The organism is Ruegeria sp. D7 (assembly GCF_056534355.1).
The window spans coordinates 91,699-116,331 of the sequence record NZ_JBQFPG010000008.1 but is presented as its reverse complement, the minus strand read 5'-3'; the positions used below and the strand labels follow the sequence as shown (position 1 = coordinate 116,331).

21 protein-coding genes and 1 riboswitch are annotated in these 24,633 nt (G+C 58.3%); of the genes, 15 read left to right on the top strand and 6 right to left on the bottom strand.

Annotation, left to right across the window (positions count from 1 at the left end):
* Window positions 1-52: 52 nt before the first annotated feature.
* Both ACRZ9U_RS12985 and ACRZ9U_RS12980 read right to left on the bottom strand, forming a co-directional pair.
* The gene (locus ACRZ9U_RS12985; protein WP_170735303.1) at window positions 53-844 is read right to left on the bottom strand and encodes an FG-GAP repeat domain-containing protein; all 792 of its coding nucleotides are present in this window, start codon (window positions 842-844) and stop codon (window positions 53-55) included.
* Window positions 844-1,167 carry a 2Fe-2S iron-sulfur cluster-binding protein gene (locus ACRZ9U_RS12980; protein WP_170404961.1) on the bottom strand — a complete coding sequence of 108 codons (324 nt, stop codon included), beginning with the start codon at window positions 1,165-1,167 and terminating at the stop codon, window positions 844-846. Before ACRZ9U_RS12980 ends, ACRZ9U_RS12985 begins: the two co-directional genes overlap by 1 nt.
* 310 nt (window positions 1,168-1,477) lie before the next feature.
* Here ACRZ9U_RS12980 and ACRZ9U_RS12975 point away from each other — a divergent pair, with 310 nt between their 5' ends.
* On the top strand, window positions 1,478-1,615 hold the full coding sequence (locus ACRZ9U_RS12975) for an error-prone DNA polymerase family protein (RefSeq protein WP_170404964.1): 138 nt from the start codon (window positions 1,478-1,480) through the stop codon (window positions 1,613-1,615).
* Window positions 1,616-1,655: 40 nt separating this feature from the next.
* Here ACRZ9U_RS12975 and ACRZ9U_RS12970 read toward each other — a convergent pair whose 3' ends face one another.
* Window positions 1,656-2,426, bottom strand: a complete 771-nt coding sequence (locus tag ACRZ9U_RS12970; RefSeq protein WP_170404967.1) for an extensin family protein — start codon at window positions 2,424-2,426, stop codon at window positions 1,656-1,658.
* A gap of 131 nt (window positions 2,427-2,557) precedes the next feature.
* Entirely contained in the window at window positions 2,558-3,247 is a 690-nt protein-coding gene (locus tag ACRZ9U_RS12965; RefSeq protein ID WP_170404970.1) for a glutathione S-transferase N-terminal domain-containing protein, read from the bottom strand.
* A 130-nt stretch (window positions 3,248-3,377) separates the two neighbouring features.
* Window positions 3,378-3,455: riboswitch (SAM riboswitch) on the top strand.
* A 62-nt stretch (window positions 3,456-3,517) separates the two neighbouring features.
* Here ACRZ9U_RS12965 and metZ point away from each other — a divergent pair.
* The 5 genes from metZ to ACRZ9U_RS12940 all read left to right on the top strand — a co-directional run bounded on the left by metZ (window position 3,518) and on the right by ACRZ9U_RS12940 (window position 10,116).
* The gene (metZ, locus tag ACRZ9U_RS12960) at window positions 3,518-4,708 is read left to right on the top strand and encodes an O-succinylhomoserine sulfhydrylase (protein ID WP_170393523.1); all 1,191 of its coding nucleotides are present in this window, start codon (window positions 3,518-3,520) and stop codon (window positions 4,706-4,708) included.
* A 181-nt stretch (window positions 4,709-4,889) separates the two neighbouring features.
* Entirely contained in the window at window positions 4,890-5,993 is a 1,104-nt protein-coding gene (gene folE2 / locus ACRZ9U_RS12955; RefSeq protein ID WP_170404973.1) for a GTP cyclohydrolase FolE2, read from the top strand.
* 281 nt (window positions 5,994-6,274) lie between these two features.
* Window positions 6,275-7,042, top strand: coding sequence for a transcriptional regulator (locus ACRZ9U_RS12950; protein ID WP_170404976.1), 768 nt, complete (start codon window positions 6,275-6,277; stop codon window positions 7,040-7,042).
* A gap of 51 nt (window positions 7,043-7,093) precedes the next feature.
* Window positions 7,094-8,542 carry a TrkH family potassium uptake protein gene (locus ACRZ9U_RS12945; RefSeq protein ID WP_170393516.1) on the top strand — a complete coding sequence of 483 codons (1,449 nt, stop codon included), beginning with the start codon at window positions 7,094-7,096 and terminating at the stop codon, window positions 8,540-8,542.
* Entirely contained in the window at window positions 8,542-10,116 is a 1,575-nt protein-coding gene (locus tag ACRZ9U_RS12940) for a thiamine pyrophosphate-binding protein (protein WP_170404979.1), read from the top strand. The genes ACRZ9U_RS12945 and ACRZ9U_RS12940 overlap by 1 nt, the downstream gene beginning before the upstream one ends.
* Before the next feature lie 56 nt (window positions 10,117-10,172).
* Here the strand turns inward: ACRZ9U_RS12940 and ACRZ9U_RS12935 are convergent, their stop codons facing one another.
* A complete protein-coding gene (locus tag ACRZ9U_RS12935) occupies window positions 10,173-11,912 on the bottom strand; it encodes a serine protease (protein ID WP_170404982.1) in 1,740 nt (579 codons plus the stop codon).
* A 205-nt stretch (window positions 11,913-12,117) separates the two neighbouring features.
* Here ACRZ9U_RS12935 and ACRZ9U_RS12930 point away from each other — a divergent pair, with 205 nt between their 5' ends.
* Window positions 12,118-13,047: a glycine--tRNA ligase subunit alpha gene (locus ACRZ9U_RS12930; protein WP_170404985.1), complete on the top strand. Its 930-nt coding sequence runs from the start codon at window positions 12,118-12,120 to the stop codon at window positions 13,045-13,047.
* An 8-nt stretch (window positions 13,048-13,055) separates the two neighbouring features.
* Here ACRZ9U_RS12930 and ACRZ9U_RS12925 read toward each other — a convergent pair whose 3' ends face one another.
* Window positions 13,056-13,688 (bottom strand): MarC family protein, encoded by a 633-nt coding sequence (locus ACRZ9U_RS12925; RefSeq protein WP_170404988.1) that lies wholly within the window; start codon window positions 13,686-13,688, stop codon window positions 13,056-13,058.
* 78 nt (window positions 13,689-13,766) lie between these two features.
* Here ACRZ9U_RS12925 and ACRZ9U_RS12920 point away from each other — a divergent pair, with 78 nt between their 5' ends.
* From ACRZ9U_RS12920 to folP, 8 genes are all read left to right on the top strand, one after another.
* On the top strand, window positions 13,767-14,288 hold the full coding sequence (locus ACRZ9U_RS12920; protein WP_170393507.1) for a DUF6446 family protein: 522 nt from the start codon (window positions 13,767-13,769) through the stop codon (window positions 14,286-14,288).
* A 5-nt stretch (window positions 14,289-14,293) separates the two neighbouring features.
* A complete protein-coding gene (gene gltS / locus ACRZ9U_RS12915) occupies window positions 14,294-15,502 on the top strand; it encodes a sodium/glutamate symporter (protein ID WP_170406398.1) in 1,209 nt (402 codons plus the stop codon).
* Between the two features lie 9 nt (window positions 15,503-15,511).
* The gene (gene glyS / locus ACRZ9U_RS12910) at window positions 15,512-17,731 is read left to right on the top strand and encodes a glycine--tRNA ligase subunit beta (protein ID WP_170404991.1); all 2,220 of its coding nucleotides are present in this window, start codon (window positions 15,512-15,514) and stop codon (window positions 17,729-17,731) included.
* 36 nt (window positions 17,732-17,767) lie between these two features.
* Window positions 17,768-20,329, top strand: coding sequence for a pyruvate, phosphate dikinase (locus tag ACRZ9U_RS12905; protein ID WP_170404994.1), 2,562 nt, complete (start codon window positions 17,768-17,770; stop codon window positions 20,327-20,329).
* A gap of 186 nt (window positions 20,330-20,515) precedes the next feature.
* On the top strand, window positions 20,516-21,154 hold the full coding sequence (locus tag ACRZ9U_RS12900; RefSeq protein ID WP_170404998.1) for a cell wall hydrolase: 639 nt from the start codon (window positions 20,516-20,518) through the stop codon (window positions 21,152-21,154).
* A 73-nt stretch (window positions 21,155-21,227) separates the two neighbouring features.
* Window positions 21,228-22,601, top strand: a complete 1,374-nt coding sequence (locus ACRZ9U_RS12895) for a multicopper oxidase family protein (protein WP_170405001.1) — start codon at window positions 21,228-21,230, stop codon at window positions 22,599-22,601.
* Between the two features lie 105 nt (window positions 22,602-22,706).
* Window positions 22,707-23,627, top strand: coding sequence for a dihydroneopterin aldolase (locus ACRZ9U_RS12890; RefSeq protein ID WP_170393501.1), 921 nt, complete (start codon window positions 22,707-22,709; stop codon window positions 23,625-23,627).
* Window positions 23,624-24,622 (top strand): dihydropteroate synthase, encoded by a 999-nt coding sequence (gene folP, locus ACRZ9U_RS12885; RefSeq protein WP_170405004.1) that lies wholly within the window; start codon window positions 23,624-23,626, stop codon window positions 24,620-24,622. Before ACRZ9U_RS12890 ends, folP begins: the two co-directional genes overlap by 4 nt.
* The last annotated feature ends 11 nt before the right edge of the window (window positions 24,623-24,633 follow it).

The following is a 24,633-nucleotide window of genomic DNA, read 5'->3' as shown; positions in this document are numbered from 1 at the left end:
GGGGCCAGCCCCTCGCGCTCCCCGAGGTATTTATGGCCAGATGAAGATCGGATCAGCACTTTAGTGCGTTGGTAAGATCTGTGAGACTGTTGAGTGGTCCGAGGTCTTTTTGTCGCCAGCCCTTGCTGTACGAGACGCCTATGATCCGCGACCAGTCGGCGCTGGCGAGGATCAGCTCTGGGTGCGTTTCGCATTGGTGCAGGCCGCCTGAAATGAAATCTTCTCCGATCCTGTGATTGGTAAGGCCAGGGATTGTGGCGATTTCAATGAGTTCACCGTCTTTGTAACGCCAGATGCGCAGAGTTTTGGCAAGGTGTGGGCGGTCGACATAGGCGATCTCGACATGACCATCACCGTCCAGATCGGCGGCACCGATGGGGGCGAGCCAGCGGTTGCGCGTGCCGATATGGGGGGTGGCGGCGATTTTTTGACCATTGACGTCATAGATCGCCAGTTGAGCACCCGTATGCTGCTGGGTCTCTACAACGATGACTTCGGGCAACCCGTCCTGATCGATATCGGCCAGGCGTGGGGCAAGATCTTCGAATACGCGGTCTTCGGGCAGACGTATTGTAACGGTCGAGCGTTTGGAGCTATCGGCTTTTCGCTTTGCCGCCGAGGAAATACTTGTTCCGACGTCGATTTCCAAAGCACCGTATTCGACGGCGTCGCCAAGCACCCCATGGGCGTAGCGCGTTGTTGGTTCCGTGAAGCGAGCAGATACTTTGGTTTCGCCGCTGGCTGCGGGCATATTCCCCGTTAGCCAAATGCAAACCATCAGAACAGCGCCGCGCGCCCGACGGTGCCAAAGGCGGTTGGGCTGGCGCGGCGCATCAGAGTGCATCAGATCTGCTTTTCGGGCATCTGCACAACCAGACCATCCAGCGCGTCGGTGACCTTGATCTGGCAGGTCAGGCGCGAGCGGGTCGGGTCGGGTTCATAGGCGAAGTCCAGCATGTCTTCTTCCATGTCGTCCTTGGCGGGGATTCTCTCGACCCAGTCAGGATGAATATAGACGTGGCAGGTCGAGCAGGCGCAGGCGCCGCCGCAATCGGCCTCGATGCCGGGGATGTTGTTGTCGCGGGCCCCTTCCATGACCGTCAGCCCGTTGGCGACGTCGACTGTATGTTCGGTACCGCTGTGCTCGACATAGGTGATCTTTGCCATTGCTTGCGTCTTCCTTTTGCATGTGTCGGAGTCTTCATTAGTGAAGGGCGCTTGGTCTTTCCAGCATCATCTGCATCTCATGATGCCACGTCTGGACATTCCTGTAGGTTGTTCCCTATATGTTCTCACGCTTGTTGCCTCTATTTTCCCTGCGGATTCAAACTGGGACTGTCCATGCCCACCTGCTTGCCTGCCCATTATCCGGCTGAACAATCCGTCATAGAGGGCGCTGATGGCAGTGGCCGGGTTGTGATCCCGTGGCAAAGGCCTGGGACGACCAAGTTGTGAATTTGTCAAGCTGGAGGATGAGATGGACATCGTAAATGTGTTGGTCTGGAGCGAGATCTGCGAACGCTTCCGCCGTACCTTGAACTCGGGACGCCTACTAAGGATCACGAGCCGGATGCAGCTGGTGAGTTTGGTGACCCATATGATCGCGCATATCTAGGGCAAGCAATATGCTTTGATGCAGGGGCAGGAGGAACAGGCTAGCGGCAAACAGGGCCCTTGCCGCGGCGAGCAGTATCTAAATGAAAATGCCCTTTATGATTGTGGTCCGCGTCGGGGCCAAGCACCGTTCCGAACAATCCGCATGCACCTGCGTGAAGTTCGCGCATAACGTCGCTTGACCCTTCGTCGCCCCAGCCGTCAAGCACGGTAATCACGGTGCCATCCATCAATATGAAGGACGAAATATCAATCGCGCGCCCTCGTGCATGTTCTGAAATCCGTGCGCGCGGTTGATTGTTCTGTGTCTTGCACGCATAATGACCAGCCAAGCGTATTCCTTTCAGGCCGCCTCCTTGGTCCGCAAAGGCCGGTTTGGCCGTATTCTCCAACCATGTCTTCAGCGTAATGGCCGTCTTGCAATCCATCAGTGCCAACTGGCTGAGAAAGATGTTAGACACCATGCGGATAAGCACTGGATCGGCTATGCCGCACTCCCGAAACTTACCTGTAAAAGGCTTTCGGTTCTCGCCGAGTATGGTCCAGTCGCCACATACCGCGCCGCGTTGACGCATACGATCTCGCCCGATTTCAATCTGACGAAATTTGCAGGGGCGCAGTCGTGGTCTGGCGGAAACCGTCAACTCTCGTTTAGGAGGCCCATCGACGGCTTCTTCTATGATCACGTCTAGTTCAACGGGCGGTTCAAGGGCGACAAGTTCGTGAGGTTGCGCCTGCGCGGGTTCCTCGCAATCCGGTGCGGCACTTGCAATACCCGCGCATACGATAAACGAAAGGGCTAAAACTCGCATGAAGTTACTCGTTCCCTTGCAGGTCCGATCAATTGCATCCTTATCTTTCTCGGTGCCCCTGCGTTGGGCGCATCGGATGGGGCTGAATAATATCCTATTTCTGTTCAAGATGACAGTATAGCAGCGAAGTCCTACTGCTTGAACAAATTGCTTTGCGCCTGCTTGTCCCGGTTATCGCCACGCAACTCCGCATGTAGTGCGCGACCTGCCTCAACGCCGGGACGAGCGCTCATCATGTCCAGCCAGCGGGTAAAATGCGGTTTATCCTCAAGCACTTGTTGCTGGCCTTCCCATAGGCTCGCCCAGCCCCAGATCGACATATCGGCAATGGAGTAAAAATCGCCCGCGACGTATTCGTTTTCGACCAGCCTCCGGTCGAGAACGCCGTAGAGACGCCCGACCTCACTGCGATAGCGATCTTTCGGATAGGGATGGTCTTGTGGCGGGTCCAGATGTGGGGCGTATTTAAGGAAGTGATGCGCTTGGCCGGCCATCGGACCAACGCCGCCCATTTGCCACATCAACCATTCCTCGACTGCGATCCTGTCACGTTCGGAATTGCCGTAGAATCGCCCGGTCTTGCGGGCGAGGTACATCAGGATCGCGCCGCTTTCGAAGACCGAAACAGGCGCGCCGCCAGGGCCGTCCGGGTCGACGATGGCGGGCATGCGGTTATTGGGCGAGATCTTTAGAAACTCGGGATCGAACTGGTCGCCCTTGCCGATGTTGATTAAGTGGGTTTTGTAGGGCAGCTCCATCTCTTCCAGAGCGATGGACACTTTCCAGCCGTTGGGCGTGGGCCAGAAATAGAGATCAATCATGGGGCCTCCTTGAGTTTGGGCGATCATGAAGCTTTCTGCACAAACGGCAAGAGCGCGCCCGGCCGTGTTACGAAAGCGTGACCGGTGATCAGTCGGGCTTGACGTGTTCCGGGGCGGGGCGTAAACGCATCTTCATTCATGTGGCGATTTGTTACCGGATTGCGGGCCACGTTAAACAACACCGCTAAAAGGTCAGGATGAAAGACCCCTTTCGCTTGGCCGCGTCTGGGGTTTTTTGTTTGCCTCCAATGCGGGGCTGAAAGGAATGAGATGAGCGAGAGCTGGAACAAACGCACCCAAGCCGTCCATGGCGGCGTCCGTCGCAGTCAGTACAATGAAGTTTCTGAGTCGATCTTTCTGACGCAAGGGTTTGTCTACGAAAACGCCGAGCAGGCCGAGGCCCGGTTTATCGAAAGCGGCCCGGATGAGTTCATCTATGCCCGCTACGGCAACCCCACCGTGTCGATGTTCGAGCAGCGTATCGCAGCTTTGGAAGGCGGCGAGGATGCGTTTGCCACCGCTTCAGGTATGGCCGCTGTGAACGGTGCGCTGACTTCGATGCTGCAGGCGGGCGACCATGTGGTTTCAGCCAAGGCGCTTTTTGGGTCCTGTCTGTATATCCTCGAAAACATCCTGACGCGTTATGGCGTTGAGGTGACCTTTGTAGACGGCACCGATCTGGACGCGTGGGAGGCCGCGATCCGGCCTGACACCAAGGCAGTGTTTTTTGAATCCATGTCGAACCCGACGCTTGAAGTGATCGACATCACGTCCGTGTCTAAGCTGGCCCATGCGGTGGGTGCGGTTGTAATCGTGGACAACGTGTTCTCGACACCCGTGTTCTCGCGCGCGATCGAACAGGGAGCCGACGTGGTGGTCTATTCGGCGACCAAGCATATCGACGGGCAGGGCCGGGCGCTGGGCGGCGTGATCATCGGCACCAAGGAATTCATCCGTGGCACGGTCGAGCCTTACATGAAGCACACCGGCGGTGCGCTTAGCCCGTTCAGCGCTTGGATCATGGTCAAAGGTCTTGAAACCATGGCCCTGCGTGTGAATGCGCAAGCTGACAGCGCACAGAAGATTGCAGAAGCTTTGGAAGGGCATTCGGCGCTGGAGCGGACGCTGTATCCCGGGCTGAGAACCCATGCGCAAAACGCGTTGGTGCAAGAGCAGCTGGGCGGCAAGGGCGGTACGGTTCTATCGCTGGACATCAAGGGCGGCAAAGCGGCGGCGTTTGCTTTCCTGAATGCGCTGACGATCCCTGTGATCTCGAACAATCTGGGCGATGCCAAGTCGATCGCAACGCACCCGGCCACCACAACGCACCAGCGTCTGAGCGACGAACAACGCGATGAGTTGGGTATCACGCCGGGCCTGATCCGCCTTTCGGTGGGGCTGGAAGATGCCGATGATCTGCTCGCGGATATCGAACGCGCTTTGGCCGCCTCGCAGAGCTAGGACAGCGCCTATGACCCATGATCAGGCGGGTGTGATCCGCCTGATCGGGCGCTTTTGGTTGAAAAGTGACGGTTTTTCCCATCTAATTTCGATCCGGGATGATATTTGGCGCGTATCGTTCCGGAATGGTAATTAAACCTCGGTGGTATATAACCGTCGGCCTAGCAAGGGATCCGTGCCAATGAACATTCATCCGCGCGACATCAACGAGACACCCGATCACGATCAGGCCGCAGCAGCGCTCAAGGTGCTGCGCGAATGGGCGAAATCAGCCTCGGCGGCCGAGATCAGTCAACTGGACCCGGCCATTGCGCAGCTTGTCCCGGGGCTGTTGCCGTCAAACTATCCAGCCCTGTCGCGCGAATATCCCCACGAGTTCGAGGCGGATGCAGCCTACAAGGCCACATTGCCGGATCTGCAAAACGGTCCATCCAGCCTGATCCGGGGTTCGAAGCAGCAAATCCAGCATGTCGGCATCTCGAATTTCCGCCTGCCGATCCGGTTCCATCGCAAAAGCGGTGCCGAGCTGACACTTGAGACCTCGGTCACCGGGTCTGTCAGCCTTGAGGCCGAGAAGAAGGGCATCAACATGTCTCGTATCATGCGGTCCTTCTACAAGCACGCCGAGCGCACCTTTAGTTTTGAGGTGATGGAGGCAGCGCTGAACGACTATCTGACTGATCTGGATAGTTTGGATGCGCGCATACAGATGCGGTTTTCCTATCCCGATCGGATTGAGAGCCTGCGTTCGGGCTTGTCCGGATACCAGTATTACGACATCGCGCTGGAACTGGTTGATCAAGGCGGAGAACGTCTGAAGATTATGCATCTGGACTATGTCTATTCGTCCACATGCCCCTGTTCATTGGAACTGAGCGAACACGCGCGCGCAACCCGCGGGCAGTTGGCGACGCCGCATTCCCAGCGCTCGGTGGCGCGGATTTCGGTGGTTATCGATTGCAACGCCGATTGTCTGTGGTTCGAAGATCTGATCGCGCTGTGCCGCCGCGCGGTGCCAACCGAAACTCAGGTGATGGTCAAGCGCGAAGATGAACAGGCCTTTGCCGAACTGAACGCTGCCAATCCCATATTCGTGGAAGATGCCGCGCGTCTTTTCTGCGCCGAGCTGCAGGCCGATCATCATGTCGGCGATTTCCGTGTGATCGCCAGCCATCAGGAAAGCCTGCACAGCCATGATGCGGTCTCGATTCTAACCGAAGGTCCAACCTTCGAAACCGCGAGCCTGGACCCGCGTTTGTTCACGACGCTGTTTCATGTGGGCTGATTGACCCTGCGGAAGCTGCTGGAAAAACAGTCAAAAATCCTGCATGGGCGCTTTTTTGCCGCATTGCAGCAAGAAATGCTGCATCTGCACCCTGAATTGCGCTAGATTGTCCCCGAGTGCAGCTGCTGCGCATCCGTAAAAACCGGGTCGCGCAGCCCGAAAGGAAACCGGGACGTGCAACGCCTTGGACCGCCAACCTGCAAATCCGCCCGGACGATTGGGGCGGGCGGGGTCCTTTACTCATCTACCCGCTGCCTCGGTTTTATCAGGAGAGACATGCAATGAATCCGATTACTCAACCGCTTGAGTTTCAGGCAGCGGCCATCCGGATGGCCGGTTACGCAATGGCCAGTCAGATTGAGATCATGCAGATCATGACCCGCGCGGCGTTTGATCTGCCGATGACACCTCTGCACGGATTGAAGACAGCCGAGGCACCCGCACCGGTTGCCCGCAAAGCGGCGACCCCAGCAACGCGAAAGCCAGCAAGACCGGCTGCAAAAGCCAAGGTTGCAGCAAAGCCTAAAGCCGCGCCGAAACCCAAAGCAGCACCAAAGCCGAAGGCGGCGGCTAAGCCTGTGGCGGCACCAGCGCCGAAAACGGCGGCTCCCAAGGTTGCGGCCGCTGCACCCAAGGCGGCCCCGGCCGCCAAAACGGCTGTGAAAGCAGCACCGGCGAAGGCCAACGTATCTGCGAAACCCACCTCGAAAGCGGCCAAGCCAGTATCAACGGCGGCCAAGCCGGTTGCGGAGTTCAAATCTTCAGCACAAGCCAAGGCGCAACCGGCAGCCGCAGCGCCGAAAGCATCAGCAAACACGGCAAAAGCGGCGCCCAAGGCACCTGCGGTAGCTAAGCCCGCCCCGGCCAAGCCCGCCCCGGCAAAAGCTGCGCCTCAGGCCAAAGCGGCTCCGAAACCTGCCGCTGCAAAACCTGCGACGAAGAAACCCGCAGCTGCGTCGGCTGAGCAGGCCAAACCGGCACCGCGTCGTGCACGCGCCCCGTCGAAGCCACCCGCGATGCCGGGCGTTGAGATAAAATCCGACAGTTAACACGGATCATCTGCTTGACACCGTCGAGCTGGCGCGCCAACGCTGCCCGTCATGATGGATCTTCGCCCGGTCGGATATGTGATTGGCCTGCTGGTCGCCATTCTAGGGGCGACCATGCTGCTGCCCATGCTTGTCGACATGATCGAGGGGCGGGGCGAGTGGCATGTTTTCTTTGAAAGCGCGGTCATCACACTGCTGACCGGCAGTGTTCTTGCGATGAGTTGTTCCAACGGGGTGGGCGAAGGTCTGACCATCCGTCAGACCTTTTTGCTGACCTCGGGTGTCTGGGTGGCGTTGCCGGTTTTTGGCGCAATTCCGTTTCTGTTCGGCGAAACTGAACTGCGTTTCGTCGATGCCTATTTCGAGGCGATGTCGGGGCTGACCACCACAGGTTCAACCGTGATCTCGGGGCTCGACGAATTGCCACAGGGCTTGTTGCTCTGGCGGGGCGTTTTGCAATGGTTGGGGGGCATCGGAATCATCGTCGTGGCGATGGTGTTCCTACCCGAGCTGCGCGTTGGTGGGATGCAGATCTTCCGCTCGGAAGGGTTTGAAACCATGGGGAAAATTCTGCCCCGCGCGCAAGAGATCGCAGGGCAGATTTCCTTGATCTACGTATTTCTGACGGTGGTCTGCGCATTGGTCTATGCCGGTTTCGGCATGAGCTTTTTTGACGCCGTCGTACATGCCATGACCACAATCGCGACGGGCGGGTTTTCAAACTATGACAGTTCTTTCGCCCGGTTTTCGGGACCTCTGGAATATGCCGCTGCCATCTTCATGATCCTCGCGGCGCTGCCATTTGTGCGGTATGTGCAATTGGCCAATGGTCACACAAGCTCGTTGTGGAAAGACAGCCAGATTCGGGCGTTTCTGGCAACCATCGTGGTTCTGGTTGTGATTATGTCGATCTTCCTGACTTCGGTCTTTCCGCACCATTGGGAGCAGGCGTTCCGCGAGTCGCTGTTCAACATCACATCGATCATTTCGGGCACCGGGTACGCGAGTGTCGACTATATGGGCTGGGGCAGTTTTCCGGTCATGTTGTTCTTCCTGATCGGATTGATTGGCGGTTGCGCGGGGTCCACCGCGTGTTCGATCAAGGTGTTCCGCTATCAATTGCTGTTTGCGTCGATTAAAACCCAGCTCAGCCGAATTCGTTCGCCGCATGGTGTGTTCGTGCCGCGCTATGATGGACGACCGATCAGTCGCGACGTGCTGACCTCGGTCATGAGTTTCTTCATGTTCTTTGCACTATCGATGGGGGTTCTGTCGTGGGCGCTGGCCCTGACTGGGTTGGACTTTATCACCTCGGTATCGGGGGCCGCGACGGCACTGGCTAATGTGGGGCCGGGACTGGGGGAACAGATCGGGCCAGCAGGCAACTTTGCGGGGCTGAATGACGGTGCCAAGTGGCTGCTGACGATTGGGATGCTGGTCGGACGCCTTGAACTGCTGGCTGTCTACGCAATCTTTACCGTTCAATTCTGGAGAGGCTAATGAAACGACCCCTTGGGGCGCAGATCTCGCACATGCTTAAGGATCGTGGCGTTGACGTGATCTTTGGCATACCAGGCGTGCATAATCAGGAGATGTATCGCGGTATCGAAGAGGCCGGGATCACGCATGTTCTGGCCCGGCACGAGCAGGGGGCCGGTTTCATGGCCGATGGATATGCCCGCGCGTCTGGCAAGCCGGGGGTGGCCTATGTGATCACCGGACCGGGCCTGTGCAACATCATGACGCCGATGGGGCAGGCTTATTCGGATTCGGTGCCGATGCTGGTGTTGTCTTCTTGCCTCGAAGAGACACAAGCACTGCGTGGCCAATTGCATCAGATGAAGGATCAACGCGCTGCGGCCGAGACAGTTACAGACTGGTCCTGTCAGGCGAACGATGCCAAGGCTGCCTATGGTCTGATCGAGCGCGCCTTCGAAGAGTTTGAGCTGTCGCGCCCGCGACCGAAACACATTCAGGTACCCATCGCGCAATTGGAGGCCGAGGCAGCGCCTGCACCTTTTCCAAACCAGCCTGCCTTGCGCAACCAGACTGTTCCACCGGATGTGGCACCGGTTCTGTCGCTGCTGAATATCGCGCAGCGGCCTTTGTTCATATTAGGCGGCGGGTGCCGGTCTAACCTTTGGCGACAGATCCTGACCCAGTTGGGGGCGGCGTGCTTCACGACCTATGCCGGTCGCGGGCTGGCCGGGTCCGATTATCCGCTGGATTTCGGATCGATGCTGCCACGACCGGGCAGCGCCAAAGTAATTGCCTCGGCTGATCTTGTCGTTGTTGTCGGTGCTGAACTGGGCGAGGTTGATCTGTGGCGCCATGATCTGGGCCACAACGCAACTATGGTGCGTGTTGATCTGGACCCGCAAGTGCTGTCAGACCACCATCGTGCGGCTGTCAAACTGCAGGCAGATGGTGAGAGTTTTGCGCATGCGCTGTGGGCAGTGTCCGATCAGGTAAAACCAGCCGCTGGTTGGTCTGCGGACGAGGTGCGCGAGGCGCGCGCGCGCTGGCGGGCCGAGGTGGACGCCGAGCGCCCGGGCATTGTCCCCGTGGTCGATGCACTCAGGGCGGCCATGCCCTTGGATACGATGATTTATTCGGACATGACTCAATTCGCGTATGTCGCGAAAGAAGTCTGGGACATGGGCTTTCCTTATCATTGGCACCACCCGACTGGATTTGGCACGCTGGGGTACGCCCTGCCAGCCGGGATCGGTGGTGCAGTAGCACGGCGGGGCAAACCCACAGCGGTCATCGCGGGTGACTATGGTTTTCACTACACAATGCAAGAGCTTGGGGTTGCTGTCGAACTCGGCCTGCCGCTACCCATCATTCTGTGGGATAATGGTAAACTCAAAGAGATTGAAGAGAGCATGGTGCGCGGACAGATCGCGCCTAATGCGGTGATCGCGCGAAACCCGGATTTCTGCAAACTGGCCGAGGCGTTCGGGGCGCTGTCAGCTGCACCGAAAACGCTGGATGAGATGCAGGCCGCAGTGCGCGCCGCCTTTCAGGCCGAGGTTCCCACATTGATACGGGTCACACCGGATATCCTGTAAACCAATGAAAAAAGGCGTGCACCTTCGTGCAGCGCCTTTTCCCTGAACCTGATTGTTCAGTCCCAGCAGTGCACCAGAACGGTCATTCCGTTGGCTCTGCGGCTCAGTTCGTTGGGTGAAATCTGGGCTGAGCCTTGCGCGGGCTGACCTGAGATGCCCGCCTTGGTCAGAACTTCGGTCAGACGTGCCACATTCGCCGCAAGGCTGACCGAGTCGGGCAGGGTACGCCCATCGGAAGGGGCAGGTAGCAACATGCCAACAACGCTGCCGCTATCGTCAAAGACAGGTCCTCCCGCGTCGCCGGGCTGGGCGGACAGTGCAAGGCGTTTGACGCCATCTTCTCCATTCAGGCCGCGGATATCAGCGATTTCGCCAAAGGTCAGAGTAGGGGCACCCAATGCGCCTTCGTAAGAAAAGCCCGAAACAGCGACCTGAGACTGAATACGCGGAACGCCCGCGCGGAACTCGGCAACACTGATCGGGGCTAGGGTCTTGCTAGGACGCAGCACAGCGACACCAAGGTCGGCATCCTGCCAAGCCAGCTGAACCTCTTGGTCACCGTCCAGCGTGATGCGGGTGCAGCTTTCAGCGGCCTCGGTGACCGTCAGAACCGTACCATCAGCGTCGGCGAAGAAGCCCGATCGCGATAGCCGCGGTTTGCGGATTTGCAGTCCTGACATCAAATCGATGCGCTGGTCAGCATCCGCTCCAGCACCGGCATCCAGTACGGCATCGGTCGTGGCAAAGCTTGCGCGCATCGCGGCCAGAACTCGGGCGCGGCGAGCCTCATCCCCGGCAGGCCAGACCAGCGTGAAACCTTTGATCTTGCCGTCTTTCAGAGCTGCTTGCGTGAACGAGGTCATGCCATTTCCGCGCCCTTCAATCGTGAAGCTGTTGCCGCGCCGGCTGCGCTCACCGTCCAGAGGAACGATTTCAAGCGACTGCATCACTTGATAGAGCGCCCGCAGGGTTGCGGCAGAGCCTTCCTGCGAGATCAGCAGCGCCTTGGCGTCCAGATCAGAAGTGGGGTTGAAATGGGCAAAGGGTGCCTCGTAACGTTCGAAGCCCAAGACGCCCATTGGCATATCCAGTTCGATCCCGGCTTGCGGGTCGGAATAGCGTGCCATCCCGACGCTGATCAGTGGAGCGTTGTAGTCATCCATCAGGGTTTTGCGCTGCAGCGTGGTCAGAACGCCAGTCGCGTCGAACCCGTTGGAACGTTGCCAATCGCCCATCGAGCGGCGGGTGCCCTGACCAAAGGCTCCGTCAATTGTTGAATTGTAGAACCCGGCTGCCTGCAACGCGGTTTGCAAGTCTCTGCGCTCTTGCGCGGTCAAAAGGCGTTCGCCCTGCAGAGCCTGCGAACGGGTTTCATCTGCGTCCTGCAGGGTAAGACCGGCCAAGGGCTGCTCTGGTTGCGGCTCGGGCTGGATCGGGGCGGTGACGACGCCGCGGTTCAGGATGTTGGCACCGATGGGCCAGAACTGTTGCCCCAGCGCGCTGGAGAATGCGATGAAACTGTCCGATGGGATCTGACGCTCGGCCCGGTAAACGCGCAGCACCTGTTCGGCGTCGTCGCGTAAATAGGGCCCGATAACAATGGCATACCAGCCGGAATTCAGCCGAAACCCGTTCACATCGGGCAGTGCGTTCGCATAGACCTGCGCCCGTTCCTGCGCCTCGCGCAGCGACGGCTGCGCCTCGATCTGAACAAAGACGCCCGCATCTTGCTGGGCAAAAGCGGCGCGCAGGCCGAAGAGGATAAAGAATGTAATAACCGTAAATTCGCGTGTCATTGTCTGCCCGTGTTCTGCAGTGTTTTCACTTTGGCGCAGATTACGCGGAATCGTGGTCCGATTGCCATGCCCGGAATACGGGGAATTCTGTGTGTGGCCGCTCAGCGACAGAGTGGCCGATTGGCCCGTTGACGCCCTTGGATGCCTTGCATAGGAAGGGCCGAACCCACCGGAACCGGGCGCTTGGGCGTCCAAGGGAATTGTCATGACCGAACCCAATAGCGCACCACGTTCATTTCAAGAGATTATCCTAAGGCTTCAGTCCTATTGGGCGTCGAAAGGCTGTGCGATCCTCCAGCCCTATGACATGGAGGTCGGCGCAGGTACGTTCCATCCAGCAACCACGTTGCGCGCTTTGGGGTCCAAGGCTTGGGCAGCGGCCTACGTTCAGCCCTCGCGTCGCCCGACAGACGGACGTTATGGCGAAAACCCGAACCGGTTGCAGCATTACTATCAATACCAGGTGCTGATCAAACCCAGTCCGCCTGATTTGCAGGAACTGTATCTGGGCAGCCTCGAGGCCATCGGCATCGACATGGATCTGCACGACATCCGCTTTGTCGAGGACGACTGGGAAAGCCCCACTCTGGGTGCGTGGGGTCTGGGATGGGAGGTCTGGTGTGACGGCATGGAAGTCAGCCAGTTCACCTATTTCCAACAGGTCGGCGGCCATGACTGTGCGCCGGTTTCGGGTGAGCTGACCTATGGTTTGGAACGTCTGGCCATGTATGTGCTGGGCATCGACCATGTGATGGACATGCCCTTCAACGATCCTCAGTCGCCCAGCCCGCTGACCTATGGCGACATCTTCAAGCAGACCGAAGAGGAATACGCCCGCTGGAACTTCGATATTGCCAATACCGAGGTCCTGCTGCGTCATTTCGAAGAGGCTGAAACCGAATGCGCGACCATTCTGGCGCAGGAACATGACGACCCGAAGACGGGCAAGCGCATCATCATGGCGCATCCCGCATATGATCAGTGCATCAAGGCCAGCCACATCTTCAACTTGCTGGACGCCCGCGGGGTGATTTCGGTTACCGAAAGACAGGCCTATATCGGCCGCGTTCGCGCATTGGCCAAGCAATGCGCCGATGCGTTCGTGCAGACCGAGGCTGCCGGGTTCGAAGTTTGATGCAGCGCCTAGGCCAGTCCGGGCAACAACGCCTTCAGGCCGTCTGCGATCATGCTGATTGCGATAGCCGCAAGAATCATGCCCATGAAGCGGCTCATTATCACGCGAGCATTGTCCGACAGCCGCTTAGCCAACGCCGATGCGTTCCAGAACGTGATCAAAAGCAAGGCCACCACGAACAGAAATACACCTGCATAGACAACGGCTTCGACCGGGGTTTTGATGTGGTGCGCATAAAGGATCAGTGTTGTGATTGTTCCGGGGCCGACCAGAATGGGAAAAGCCAAGGGATAGAACGCAACGGTCTCGGGCGCGGGATAGGATTTCTTTTCTCCGTCGGTTCCGTGATGCGAGCTGCTCTCGTTCCCGTTCAGCATGTTCAGGCCGATCATCAGTACAACGAGGCCACCGGCGACGCGCAGGTCATCGACGCTGATGCCAAAGAGCCCAAGCGCTTGACTGCCGATCGCAGCGAAGGCGCCACCGAGGATCGTGCAATAAAGCGCAGTCTTCACAGCCACTTTGCGTTGATCCGAAATGGGCAGGTCTTGCGTAACACTCAGGAACACAGGCAAGTTGGTAATCGGATTCATGATTGCAAAAAGCGCGCCAAAGAATCCGACGGCAAGAGTGGTTTCCATGCGAGTAGCCTCGTTTCTGACCGTACTGCTTGGGAACCTGTCTTATTTTCTATGAACTTGAAAGAGGTGGCGTAAACGATGACTGGAAAATTGGTTGCGCTAATCCTTTTGACGTCTGGCGTTCTGGCCGGTGCTGGCATGTATTACCTGCAGGTTTATGGGTTCTATTATGAGGTAGAACCGCGCCCGGGCCAGGATGTGGTCCTGCTGGCGCAAGGGGCGGAAGCGCCCGAAGCCATCGCCTATACTGGGTTTAAGGCCATTGACGCCGACAGTTCTCCGATCCGGTATCGGGCCTGTTTCGAAACCGAGTTGAGGCCGGATCAAATGGTGGATTTTACCCCTGTCGAGAACCCCGAGCCATTGACCGCGCCAGGGTGGTTTGACTGCTACGACGCAGTTGCGCTGGCCGACGTATTGAAATCGGGTCAAGCACAGGCTTTCTTGGGCACCAAGAACATCCATTACGGTGTCGACCGGATCGTTGCCATTACACAGGATGGCAAAGGCTACGTCTGGCATGCGCTGAACAATTGCGGTGAAAAAGCCTATGACGGCACGGTTGTGGGCGAGGAGTGCCCACCCAGGCCCGAGGGCTGATGCAGATGGGGATGGTCGTTGAGATACCGGAGTTCCTGACAGCAACGCTGGGCTTTGCGGTCTATCTGCTGGGGGCAGAGATCAACGCCCGTGTCGCACAATTGCGCAGCTTCAACATCCCCGAGCCGGTAACTGGGGGCCTTCTGGCCTCGCTCGTGGTATTGGCGCTGTATCTTGGTTTCGGCATTGAGCTATCCTTTGGCTTGACCGCGCGAGATTTCCTATTGGTTCTGTTCTTTGCCGGAATTGGTCTAAATGCCCGTCTGTCCGATTTGATCGCGGGCGGCAAGCCTTTGCTTTTGCTTCTGATTTTGACGCTTCTGACCATCGTTGCGCAAAACGTGATCGGCGCAGTGGGGGCCGCGATGTTCGGTTATCCGGCGCAAGCCGGGGTGCTGTTCGGGTCTGCTGCGCTGATCGGGGGGCACGGAACTGCGATCGCCTGGGCCCCCGAAGTTGCGGGCGCCACCGGTTTGAGTGGCGCAACCGAGTTGGGGGTGGCCGTGGCCACATTGGGTCTCGTGCTGGCCGCTTTGGTCGGGGGGCCGATTGCGCGGCTGCTGATCGAAGGACGCAAGCTCAGCCCCGAACGACCCGGGGAAGAGCATACGGTGGGTTTGCCCAATGAGGTCGACCAGAAATCCGAGATTGATCATCTGACAATCATGCGGGTGCTGCTGTACCTCAACCTCGCGATCATTTCAGGCGCGATCCTGAGCGAAGCAATCAGCGCCGCAGGGCTGAAACTGCCGTTGTTTGTGCCCTGCCTTATCATGGGGATCGTGATTGCCAATCTCCGCGCCATGTTCGCGCCGAATGCCAAGCCGGTCTCACGCACGCCCTCGCTGGCGCTGATCTCGGAATTCGCGCTTGGTGCATTTCTGGCGATGTCGCTGATGAGCCTGCAACTGTGGACCATTGCCGAACTTGGCCTTGCGATAGCAGTAATCATGACCGCCCAGACCCTCTTTGCCGTGGTGTTCGTGATCTGGGTTCTGTTTCCGTTGATGGGATCGAATTACCGCGCCGCCGTTCTGGCCGCCGGGTTCGGGGGGTTCGCTCTGGGTGCTACCCCCACAGCTATCGCAAATATGACCGCTGTAACCAAGCGATATGGCCCGTCGCCTATTGCCTTTATCGTACTGCCCCTTGTATCCGCATTCTTTGTGGACATCGCCAATGCCATCGTCATCCAGACGATTGTCAATTTCTAAGGACCGAAAATGCCCGACCTGCTGATCGAACTGTTTTCCGAGGAAATCCCCGCGCGCATGCAGACCCGCGCCGGTGAAGACCTGAAAAAGCGGATCACCGATGGTCTGGTCGAAGGCGGTCTGACCTATGCCTCTGCCGCTGCACTGACGACGCCGCGTCGCCTGACGCTGGCGGTTGAAGGCCTGCTGGCGGAAAGCCCGACAATCCGCGAAGAACGCAAAGGCCCAAAGGTCGGCGCGCCTGACAAAGCCATCGAAGGCTTTCTACGCGGCGCGGGACTGACCCGAGACCAGCTGGAAGAGCGCGACACGCCCAAAGGCGCAGTGTATTTCGCCACCATTGAAAAGGCGGGTCGTCCAGCAGCTGAAATCATCGCCGAGGTCTTAGAAGCTACCATTCGAAACTTCCCCTGGCCCAAATCCATGCGCTGGGGGGCTGGATCGATGCGGTGGGTACGGCCCTTGCACTCGATCCTGTGCATCCTGACCGATGAAGCAGGCGCGCAGGTCGTGCCGCTTGCGATCGAAGGGATCACGTCCGGTGATACGACTGAGGGCCATCGTTTCATGGCCCCGAACCGGTTTACGGTGACCTCGTTCGAGGATTATGCCGCCAAGCTGAAACGCGCATTCGTGGTGCTGTCGCCCGAAGAACGTGCCGAACATATCTGGAACGATGCCCAGAACATGGCCTTCGCCGCAGGTCTGGAAGTCGTCGACGACAAGGGGCTGCTGGCCGAGGTTGCCGGTCTGGTTGAATGGCCCGTTGTGCTGATGGGGCAGATCGACGAGGAGTTTCTTGAGCTGCCGCCCGAGGTACTGCAGACCTCGATGAAAGAGCATCAGAAGTTCTTTTCTGTGAAGAACCCCAAGACGGGGCGGATCGAGCGCTTCATTACCGTCGCCAATCGCGAGACCGCCGATAACGGCGCAACCATTCTGGCGGGGAACCAGAAGGTTTTGTCTGCCCGTCTGGCCGATGCGAAATTCTTCTGGGAGAACGACCTGCGCGTTGCCAAGTCGGACATCGCCCAATGGACCCGCGCGTTGGAGAATGTGACTTTCCACAACAAGCTGGGCACTCAGGCGGAACGCATCGACCGCATTGCCGCGCTGGCCCGAGAACTTGCCCCGGTGGTCGGGGCGGATGCGGATCAGGCCGAGAAAGCCGCGCGTTTGGCCAAGGCTGATCTGAACTCCGAAATGGTCTATGAATTCCCTGAACTTCAAGGGCTTATGGGGCGGTATTACATCGAAGCGGCAGGCGAGGATGCCGCAGTGGCCGCCGTTGCGCAGGAACATTACTCGCCGTTGGGGCCGTCGGATGATGTTCCGACCGCACCGTTGTCTGTGACAGTGGCGCTAGCCGACAAGCTGGACACGCTGACCGGGTTCTGGGCGATAGATGAGAAACCCACGGGTTCGAAGGACCCGTTTGCTCTGCGTCGTGCGGCGTTAGGGGTAATTCGACTAATCGTGAATAATGATCTGCGTCTTCGGTTGGACCGTTTTTTCGATAGTCAACTGGTTCGATCAGAACGCGCTATCAATGAGGCTTTACCCGAAGCGAATATCCGCGATCTCCTGGAAGAAATCGCAAAACATGGTGTCTTTGGTGCTTCATTCCAGACTGTCAAAGAAAAGCTTGAAGGATCGCCCGCAGCAGCATTTCTTGAGCTTGAGAAAAAGGTTCCTGACGCGTCTGACGATCTTCTTTCTTTCTTCCACGACCGCCTCAAAGTCTTCCTCCGAGACGAAGGCATCCGCCATGATGTCATCGACGCTTGTATCGCGATGGAGGGGAATGACGACCTCAACCTGCTGGTCAAACGCGCCCGCGCTCTGAATGCGGTGATTGCGACCGAGGATGGAGAGAACCTCGTGCAGGGGTTCAAGCGTGCGAACAACATCCTGTCTCAGGCGGAAGAGAAGGATGGAGTCGAATACTCTTACGGCGCGGATGTGAAGTTTGCTGAAACTGACAGCGAAAAGGCACTGTTTGCAGCGCTTGACGCGGCAGAGGCCAAGATCGATCCTGCGCTGAAGGCCGAGGATTTCCCGACAGCGATGGCGGCAATGGCCGCACTGCGCGGGCCGGTGGATGCGTTCTTTGAGGACGTGCAGGTCAATACCGATAATGACATTCTGCGCCGCAACCGTCTGAACCTGCTGAGCCAGATCCGCAAGGTCTGCTCTAGCGTTGCTGATCTGACCCGTATCGAGGGATAACGCCCTTGCGCCAAGGGCGCAGGGGCTTATGCTGCGGTGAAACCAAAAGGTGCCGCAGTGCAGAATAATCCGCATACCACGCTTATCACTCCAAAAGCGCCCGTTGCCGCCAATACCCATGGTGGCCGGGCAAAGTGCCTGCAACGACTGGTCCGGCTGGACATGCCGGTGCCGCGGACCGTGGCCCTTTCTTTTGACGCGGTGCAGCGAATTGCCAAGGGCGACATTCCCGACATCGCGGCCATTCTGGAACAGTTCGACGCCGAGTCATTGCTGTGTGTACGGCCCAGTTCGGAAGATCCTGACTGGGGTGGACCGGGGGCGGTGCTGAATATCGGCATGAACGATGCCCGGTATCTGGACCGGTCTGCGGAAATGGGGGCGGATGCGGCGGCGGCGCTATATCTGCGGTTTGTGCAGAGCTATGCGCTCCATATTGCGCGTCTGGACCCAGATGTATTCGATACCATCGATGCGGATGGGCGCGAAGGGCTGAGCTTGTCCCTGCGAGCGTATGAAGATGAAACCGACGAGGCCTTCCCGCAAGATCGAGGAGAGCAACTGATTGGTGTTCTGCGCTCGATGGCGCGTGCCTGGGATGGCACGTCGGCCCGGCTGCTGCGGCAGGCCAAGGGCGCACCTGCGGATGCCGGTTTGGGGCTGGTGATTCAAGAGATGATCCCGGGCGTCGGGCAGGGCGAATGTGGCTCGGGCGTATTGCAACTGATTGACCCTGCGACAGGCATGCCCCAGATCACGGGCCGGTATCTGAGCCAAAGCCAGGGGCGCGATGCGCTGGGAGAAGGTGTCGCTGCGTTATATCTGGAAAAGGATGAGCGCGGCCAATCGCTGGAGGATGTGGCGCCCGAGGCGTTCGCCGATCTCAAGACCCACGCCGCGCTGATGCGTGAGAAGTTGCGCGAAGAGATGCAGGTCGAATTCGTGGTGCAGAACGGCAAGGTGCATATTCTGGACGGCGTGCGGGTTCCGCGCGGGTCGCGGGCCGGGATGCGGATCGCGGTGCGCTTGGCCGAAGACGGGATCATTCCGCCGCAAGAGGCCGTGATGCGGATCGACCCGCATTCGCTGAATGAACTTCTGCACCGGCAGGTCCATCCTGAGGCCGAGCGTGATGTGCTGACCACAGCCATCGCGGCCAGCCCCGGTGCAGCGACCGGTCGAATTGTCTTTACGGCTGCCGAAGCGCAGGCCAGCGCAGCGCGGGGGGAGCCCTGTATTCTTGTGCGCCGTGAAACCTCGCCCGAAGATGTGCGCGGAATGCATGCCGCAGTAGCTGTTTTGACCGAAAAGGGCGGGATCACCAGCCATGCGGCGGTGATTGGCCGAGGTCTGGGTCTGCCGTGTATTGTCGGCGCGTCCGAGATGCGGTTTCAGACCAAGAAAAAGCTGCTAAGCGCACCGGATGGGCGTTTGTTCAAGACAGGCGATATTCTGACCATCGATGGGACTTCGGGTCAGGTTCTGGCCGGACACCCTGAGATGCTTGAAGCGGCGCTGGATGATTGCTTTCAGACCCTGATGAGCTGGGCCGATGCCGAGAGGGACATCGCTATCCGCGCCAACGCCGATACACCCGCTGACGCGCAAACTGCGCGAAACTTCAAAGCAGAAGGGATCGGGTTGTGCCGAACGGAACACATGTTCTTCGATCCTGGCCGCCTGACCGTTATGCGCGAAATGATCTTTGCGCAGACCCCGTCTGGACGTGCCGCTGTGCTGGAACGGTTGCTGCCGATGCAACGGCAGGATTTTGTGCAGTTGTTCCGGATTATGGAGGGGCAGCCGGTCTGCATCCGCCTGTTCGATCCGCCCTTGCACGAGTTTCTGCCCACTACGCGCACTGGTCAGCGCGAGCTGGCTGAGGCGCTGGATTTGCCAATCTCGGATGTCGAACGTCGGGTCGAGGCGATGAGCGAATACAACCCGATGCTGGGATTGCGCGGGGTTCGTCTGGGTGTCACCGTGCCGGAAATCTACGACATGCAGGCACGCGCGATCTTCGAGGCGACGGTTGAGGCCAGCAAAGAAGGTGCCCCTGTCGTTCCCGAGGTCATGATCCCGCTGGTCTCGGCCAAGCGCGAGGTTGAACTGGTCAAAACACGCATTGATACTGTAGCGGCCGAGGTTGCCTCGGAGCAGGGGCAGGAGTTCGACTATCGATTGGGAGTGATGGTGGAAACGCCTCGGGCCTGTCTGCGCGCGAATGAGATTGCGCCGCATTCCGCTTTCCTAAGCTTTGGAACAAACGACCTGACCCAGATGACCTACGGATTGTCGCGCGATGACGCGGGGCGCTTCATGTCGGCATATGTCCGCCAAGGCGTGTTTGGCGAAGATCCATTTCACGTTCTGGATGCAGATGGGGTAGGTGAATTGCTGAAGCTGGGGGCCGAGCGCGGGCGCCAAGCCCAACCAGACGTTACGCTTTCTGTCTGTGGCGAACATGGTGGTAACCCCGAATCAATCGCAATCTGCCGGTCACTTGGATTCGACTATGTGTCCTGTTCTCCTTTCCGGGTTCCTGTCGCTCGGCTGTCTGCCGCTCAACTGGCGATTTCGTCCAAACTTGGGGGTTGACTAACTGTCTCCTACCTAGAAATAGTGGCGTAAGAAACGTTCCGCTGTCGATAATAATTGGCGGCGTGAGCGGTTTTTCTCTTGCATTTTTTTCAGAACTGGACGTCTCGCTTCGTCTGGGGTATTAGCCTCGTCGCGCCCGCCGGGGGAGGGTATGGCGCGTTTGTGCCTGTGCGAGGTTATCTGATGAGACGCTACATAGTGGCTGTTGCCGTGGGGGCCGCAGCCTTGCTACCGAGTTTGTCCTTTGCCGATAGGCAAGGCGATACAAAATCTGTTGAGTTGGTCACACGTAACGAGTTGCCAGCACAAAGCTTCCGCGATTACCTGAAACTGTTTAAGCCGCGTAAGGCGCCGGAAAAAGTCGAAATCTCCTACACCAAAGCCTGGCTGGACCGGCAGCCAAAGGCGACCGGAGATGAAAATTTCCGTTGTCTTGCCGAAGCGCTCTATTTCGAGGCCCGCGGTGAAAGCGTGCGTGGCCAGTTTGCTGTGGCCGAAGTTATCCTGAACCGTGTTGAAAGCGGTCGCTTTCCGGATTCACTGTGCGGTGTGATCAAGCAAGGAACGGGCAAGAAATATCAGTGCCAGTTCACCTACACCTGTGACGGGCAGAAAGAGATTATCAACGAAAAACGCGCTTATGATCGCGTTTCGAAAGTCGCCCGTGCCGCAATCGATGGTGTAGCTGAAGAGATGACCGCAGGTGCCACGCACTATCACACCAAGGCAGTGCGCCCGTCCTGGTCCCGCGTCTATAAAGAAACCGCGCGTATTGGCGTGCATATCTTCTACAAGCACAATTATCGCACGGCCAGCAACTGATTGACGCACCAGCGCTGGAAGGGTGCTGGCAACAGGCGTTTTACCAACTATGTTGCGAGCCAGGAGGCTTGCAATGACCATAACACGCCGACAGTTTCTGCAATCGACCCTGGCCTTGTCGATGATACCACGCGTGGCGATGGCATCTGCCACCGAACTGGTGGCACAGACTTCCCTCCAGCAGATCGCGCCCCAGGGATATCCGGAAACTCCGGTCTGGAGTTATGGCGGCGGTGTTCCGGGCGCGGAAATCCGTGTTCCGCAGGGTGCTCGGGTACGCCGCAAGCTTGTAAACATGCTGCCGCGACCAACGACCGTTCACTGGCATGGCATTCGGATCGACAATGCGATGGATGGAGTGCCCGGCCTGACGCAGGAAGTTGTGCAGCCAGATTCCAACTTTGAATATGATTTCGTGGTGCCGGATGCGGGAACTTATTGGTATCATGCGCACAACCAATCGATGGAGCAGGTCGCGCGTGGGCTTTATGGCCCTTTGATCGTCGAAGAAGCCAGCGGACCCGATGTTGATCAGGACCTGACCTTAATGCTGGACGATTGGCGCCTTGACACCGAGAGCGCAAAGATATCCAGCGATTTCGACAATGCTCATGATCTGAGCCATGCGGGTCGGCTGGGCAACATTGTAACGGTGAACGGAGAGTTTGACCCTACTTATCCGGTGCAGGCGTCTGAACGATTGCGATTGCGGGTGATCAATGCCGCGAATGCCCGGGTATTCGACGTAGCGCTCGACGGGCTTGCTGGCTGGATTGTTGCGCTTGACGGTATGCCGCTTGAGGTTCCATTGCGAGTTGAGAGCAGTTTTCCTTTGGCGCCTGCGCAGCGTGTTGACTTGATCGTTGATGTTTCAGCGGAATCCGGCCAGACGGCAAGTATTGTGAGTGTAGAACGGGATGGCGCTTACGGACTCGTCAAATTTGATGTGTTCGGAGTATCATCGCGTATTGCTAATGCAAAAGTTAGACCGTTGCCAGCAAACCGAATGCCCGAAATTGAACTGCAGAATACACCTCTGCATCGTATGACGATGCAGGGGGGTGCAATGCGCTGGCTGGAGAGCGCCAAATTGGGCGATTCCGAGCTGTCGGGGCGCGAGTTGGCTCAGCTTGGACGATTCTGGGCTTTGAACGGATATGCAGAGCGGCCAGATGATCCGTTTCTGGATGCGCGATTGGGATCAGTTCATCGGATTGAATTCGCAAATGAAACGGCGTTTCCACATGCGATGCATCTGCATGGGCACCATTTTCGCATTATCCTGCAGGACGGTACACTGGGGCCGTGGCGCGACACTGTTCTAGTCGAGCGAGGGCAGGTGCGGCAGGTAGCGTTGGTAGCTGACAATCCGGGCAACTGGCTGTCGCATTGTCACATGCTTGGCCATGCGGCATCGGGTATGATGAGCTGGTTCCGGGTCACGTAACGCCGCATTCCGTAGCTGGAAAGGCGTTTGCTGCGATGCTATACGCCCGCGAAACGCCTAAAGTGGGCTGATCATCAGTCCACCGAGCCCGAAAAGGTCCGCCGCATGAGCTCTGAAATCCGTCTTGCCTTTGCGCACCCGTCCGAACGGTCCGAGGCTACCGCCGCGCGCGGTGCGCTGGACCGCATTTCGCTGCGCGATCACATCGTTGAGGTCGAGATCGGGGCGTTTCAGGCCGAACGCGGTACCACGCAACGGATCTGCTTTAACATCGTGGTCGAGGTGCGTCCGCTGACAGACCCCATCGATGATGACGTGGATCGTATTCTGTCTTACGACCGTGTAACCGAAGCGATTGCGTTCGAGCTGGCTGCTGAGCGACTAAATTTGCTCGAGACACTGGCAGATCGCGTGGCGGAGCGCATTCTGCTTGAGCCTCAGGCTGTAAGAGCCTTTGTTCGCATTGAAAAACTGGATCGTGGACCTGGCGCGCTTGGCGTCGAGATCGTGCGCGGGAAGGATGCGGTACATCATGATGTGACCGAAGAAGAGCGGCCACATCCACGGTTGGTCTTTCTGTCGAATGCAGCGATTTCATCAGGTAATCTAACCGGCTGGATCGACCAGCTTGAGAATCGCCAGCGCCCGCTGATCCTGTGTGTTGGGGCGTCTGATCTGGATGTGCCGCAGACGGGTCACGCAATGACCCAACGCCGGATAGATTTGTTGGCAATTGAACAGAACGCCTGGGTTCTGGCTGCGCGCGATCACCGTTGCGTGGTCGTTTCAACGCGGACCGAGTTGGATTGGGCGATGAAAAACGGCCAGATTTGTGTTTGGGCACCCTCCAAAATTGTGCTGGATGCGGTCGATGGCCCCTCAGCCGCGCCGTCTGACGCGGTGGCGCTGGCTGCTTGGTTCGCAGCAACCTTTGAAGCCAGCGAGATGCTGGTTATTGGCGGAGACCTGCCCGAAGCCCCCAAAACGCCATTGCGCGCAGTTCCGGTGGAGCAGGCGCAACTGTGACCGTCTATTACCGCCCATTGGTCCAGCATGGGAGCACGCGCGTCGACGGGGCGGTGCCACTGGCAGGGCAGGTGCTGTGGTTCTCACAGGCCGAGCGGATTGAGCGCGGGCAAAGCACCCAGATCGTCGATGCCGTTGAAATCCCAAAGGAACAGCTGGATCGTCTGACCTGCGCGCGTCCAGCGATTGCCGGGCTTGATATGGCACGAACGCAGATCATGGGCATTCTGAATGCCACGCCGGATAGCTTCTCGGATGGGGGGCTGTATAACTCGGTCGAGGCCGCTCGGACCGCTGCCGCCGACATGGTAGCGTATGGTGCAAGTATTCTGGACATTGGCGGCGAATCCACGCGCCCGGGCGCTGATTTTGTGCCTGAGGACGAAGAGATTGCCCGCACACGCCCTTTGATTGAGGCAATTCGGGGCGAGACGGATGTGTTGATCTCGATCGATACTCGCAAGGCCGGTGTTGCCAAGGCGGCTCATCTGGCAGGTGCGGGACTGATCAACGATGTGTCGGGATTTACCTTCGATCCCAAACTTGCACCATTTTGCGCGCAGATTGAGGCTCCGGTTTGTGTGATGCATATGCAGGGTGATCCGACCACGATGCAGGATGACCCGCACTATGACAATGTTCTGCTGGATGTTTACGATTTCCTTGAGGGGCAAATCGCCCATCTTGAAGGACTGGGGCTCAGCCGCGATTTGATTGTCATCGATCCGGGCATCGGGTTTGGCAAGAATCTGGACCACAACCTGACCCTTCTGCGCAATCTCAGCCTGTTTCACGGGCTGGGCTGTCCAATCCTTCTGGGCGTTTCGCGCAAGGGATTTATTGGTCAGATCGGCAAAGAGCCGCGCAAGGATGCCCGCGCGCCGGGGTCAATCGCGGTTGCTCTGGCGGGAATATCACAGGGCGTGCAGATTGTACGGGTACATGACGTGGCCGAGACGGCTCAGGCCTTGCGTCTATGGGCCGCCGTCCGGTAATCCGGGCAAAA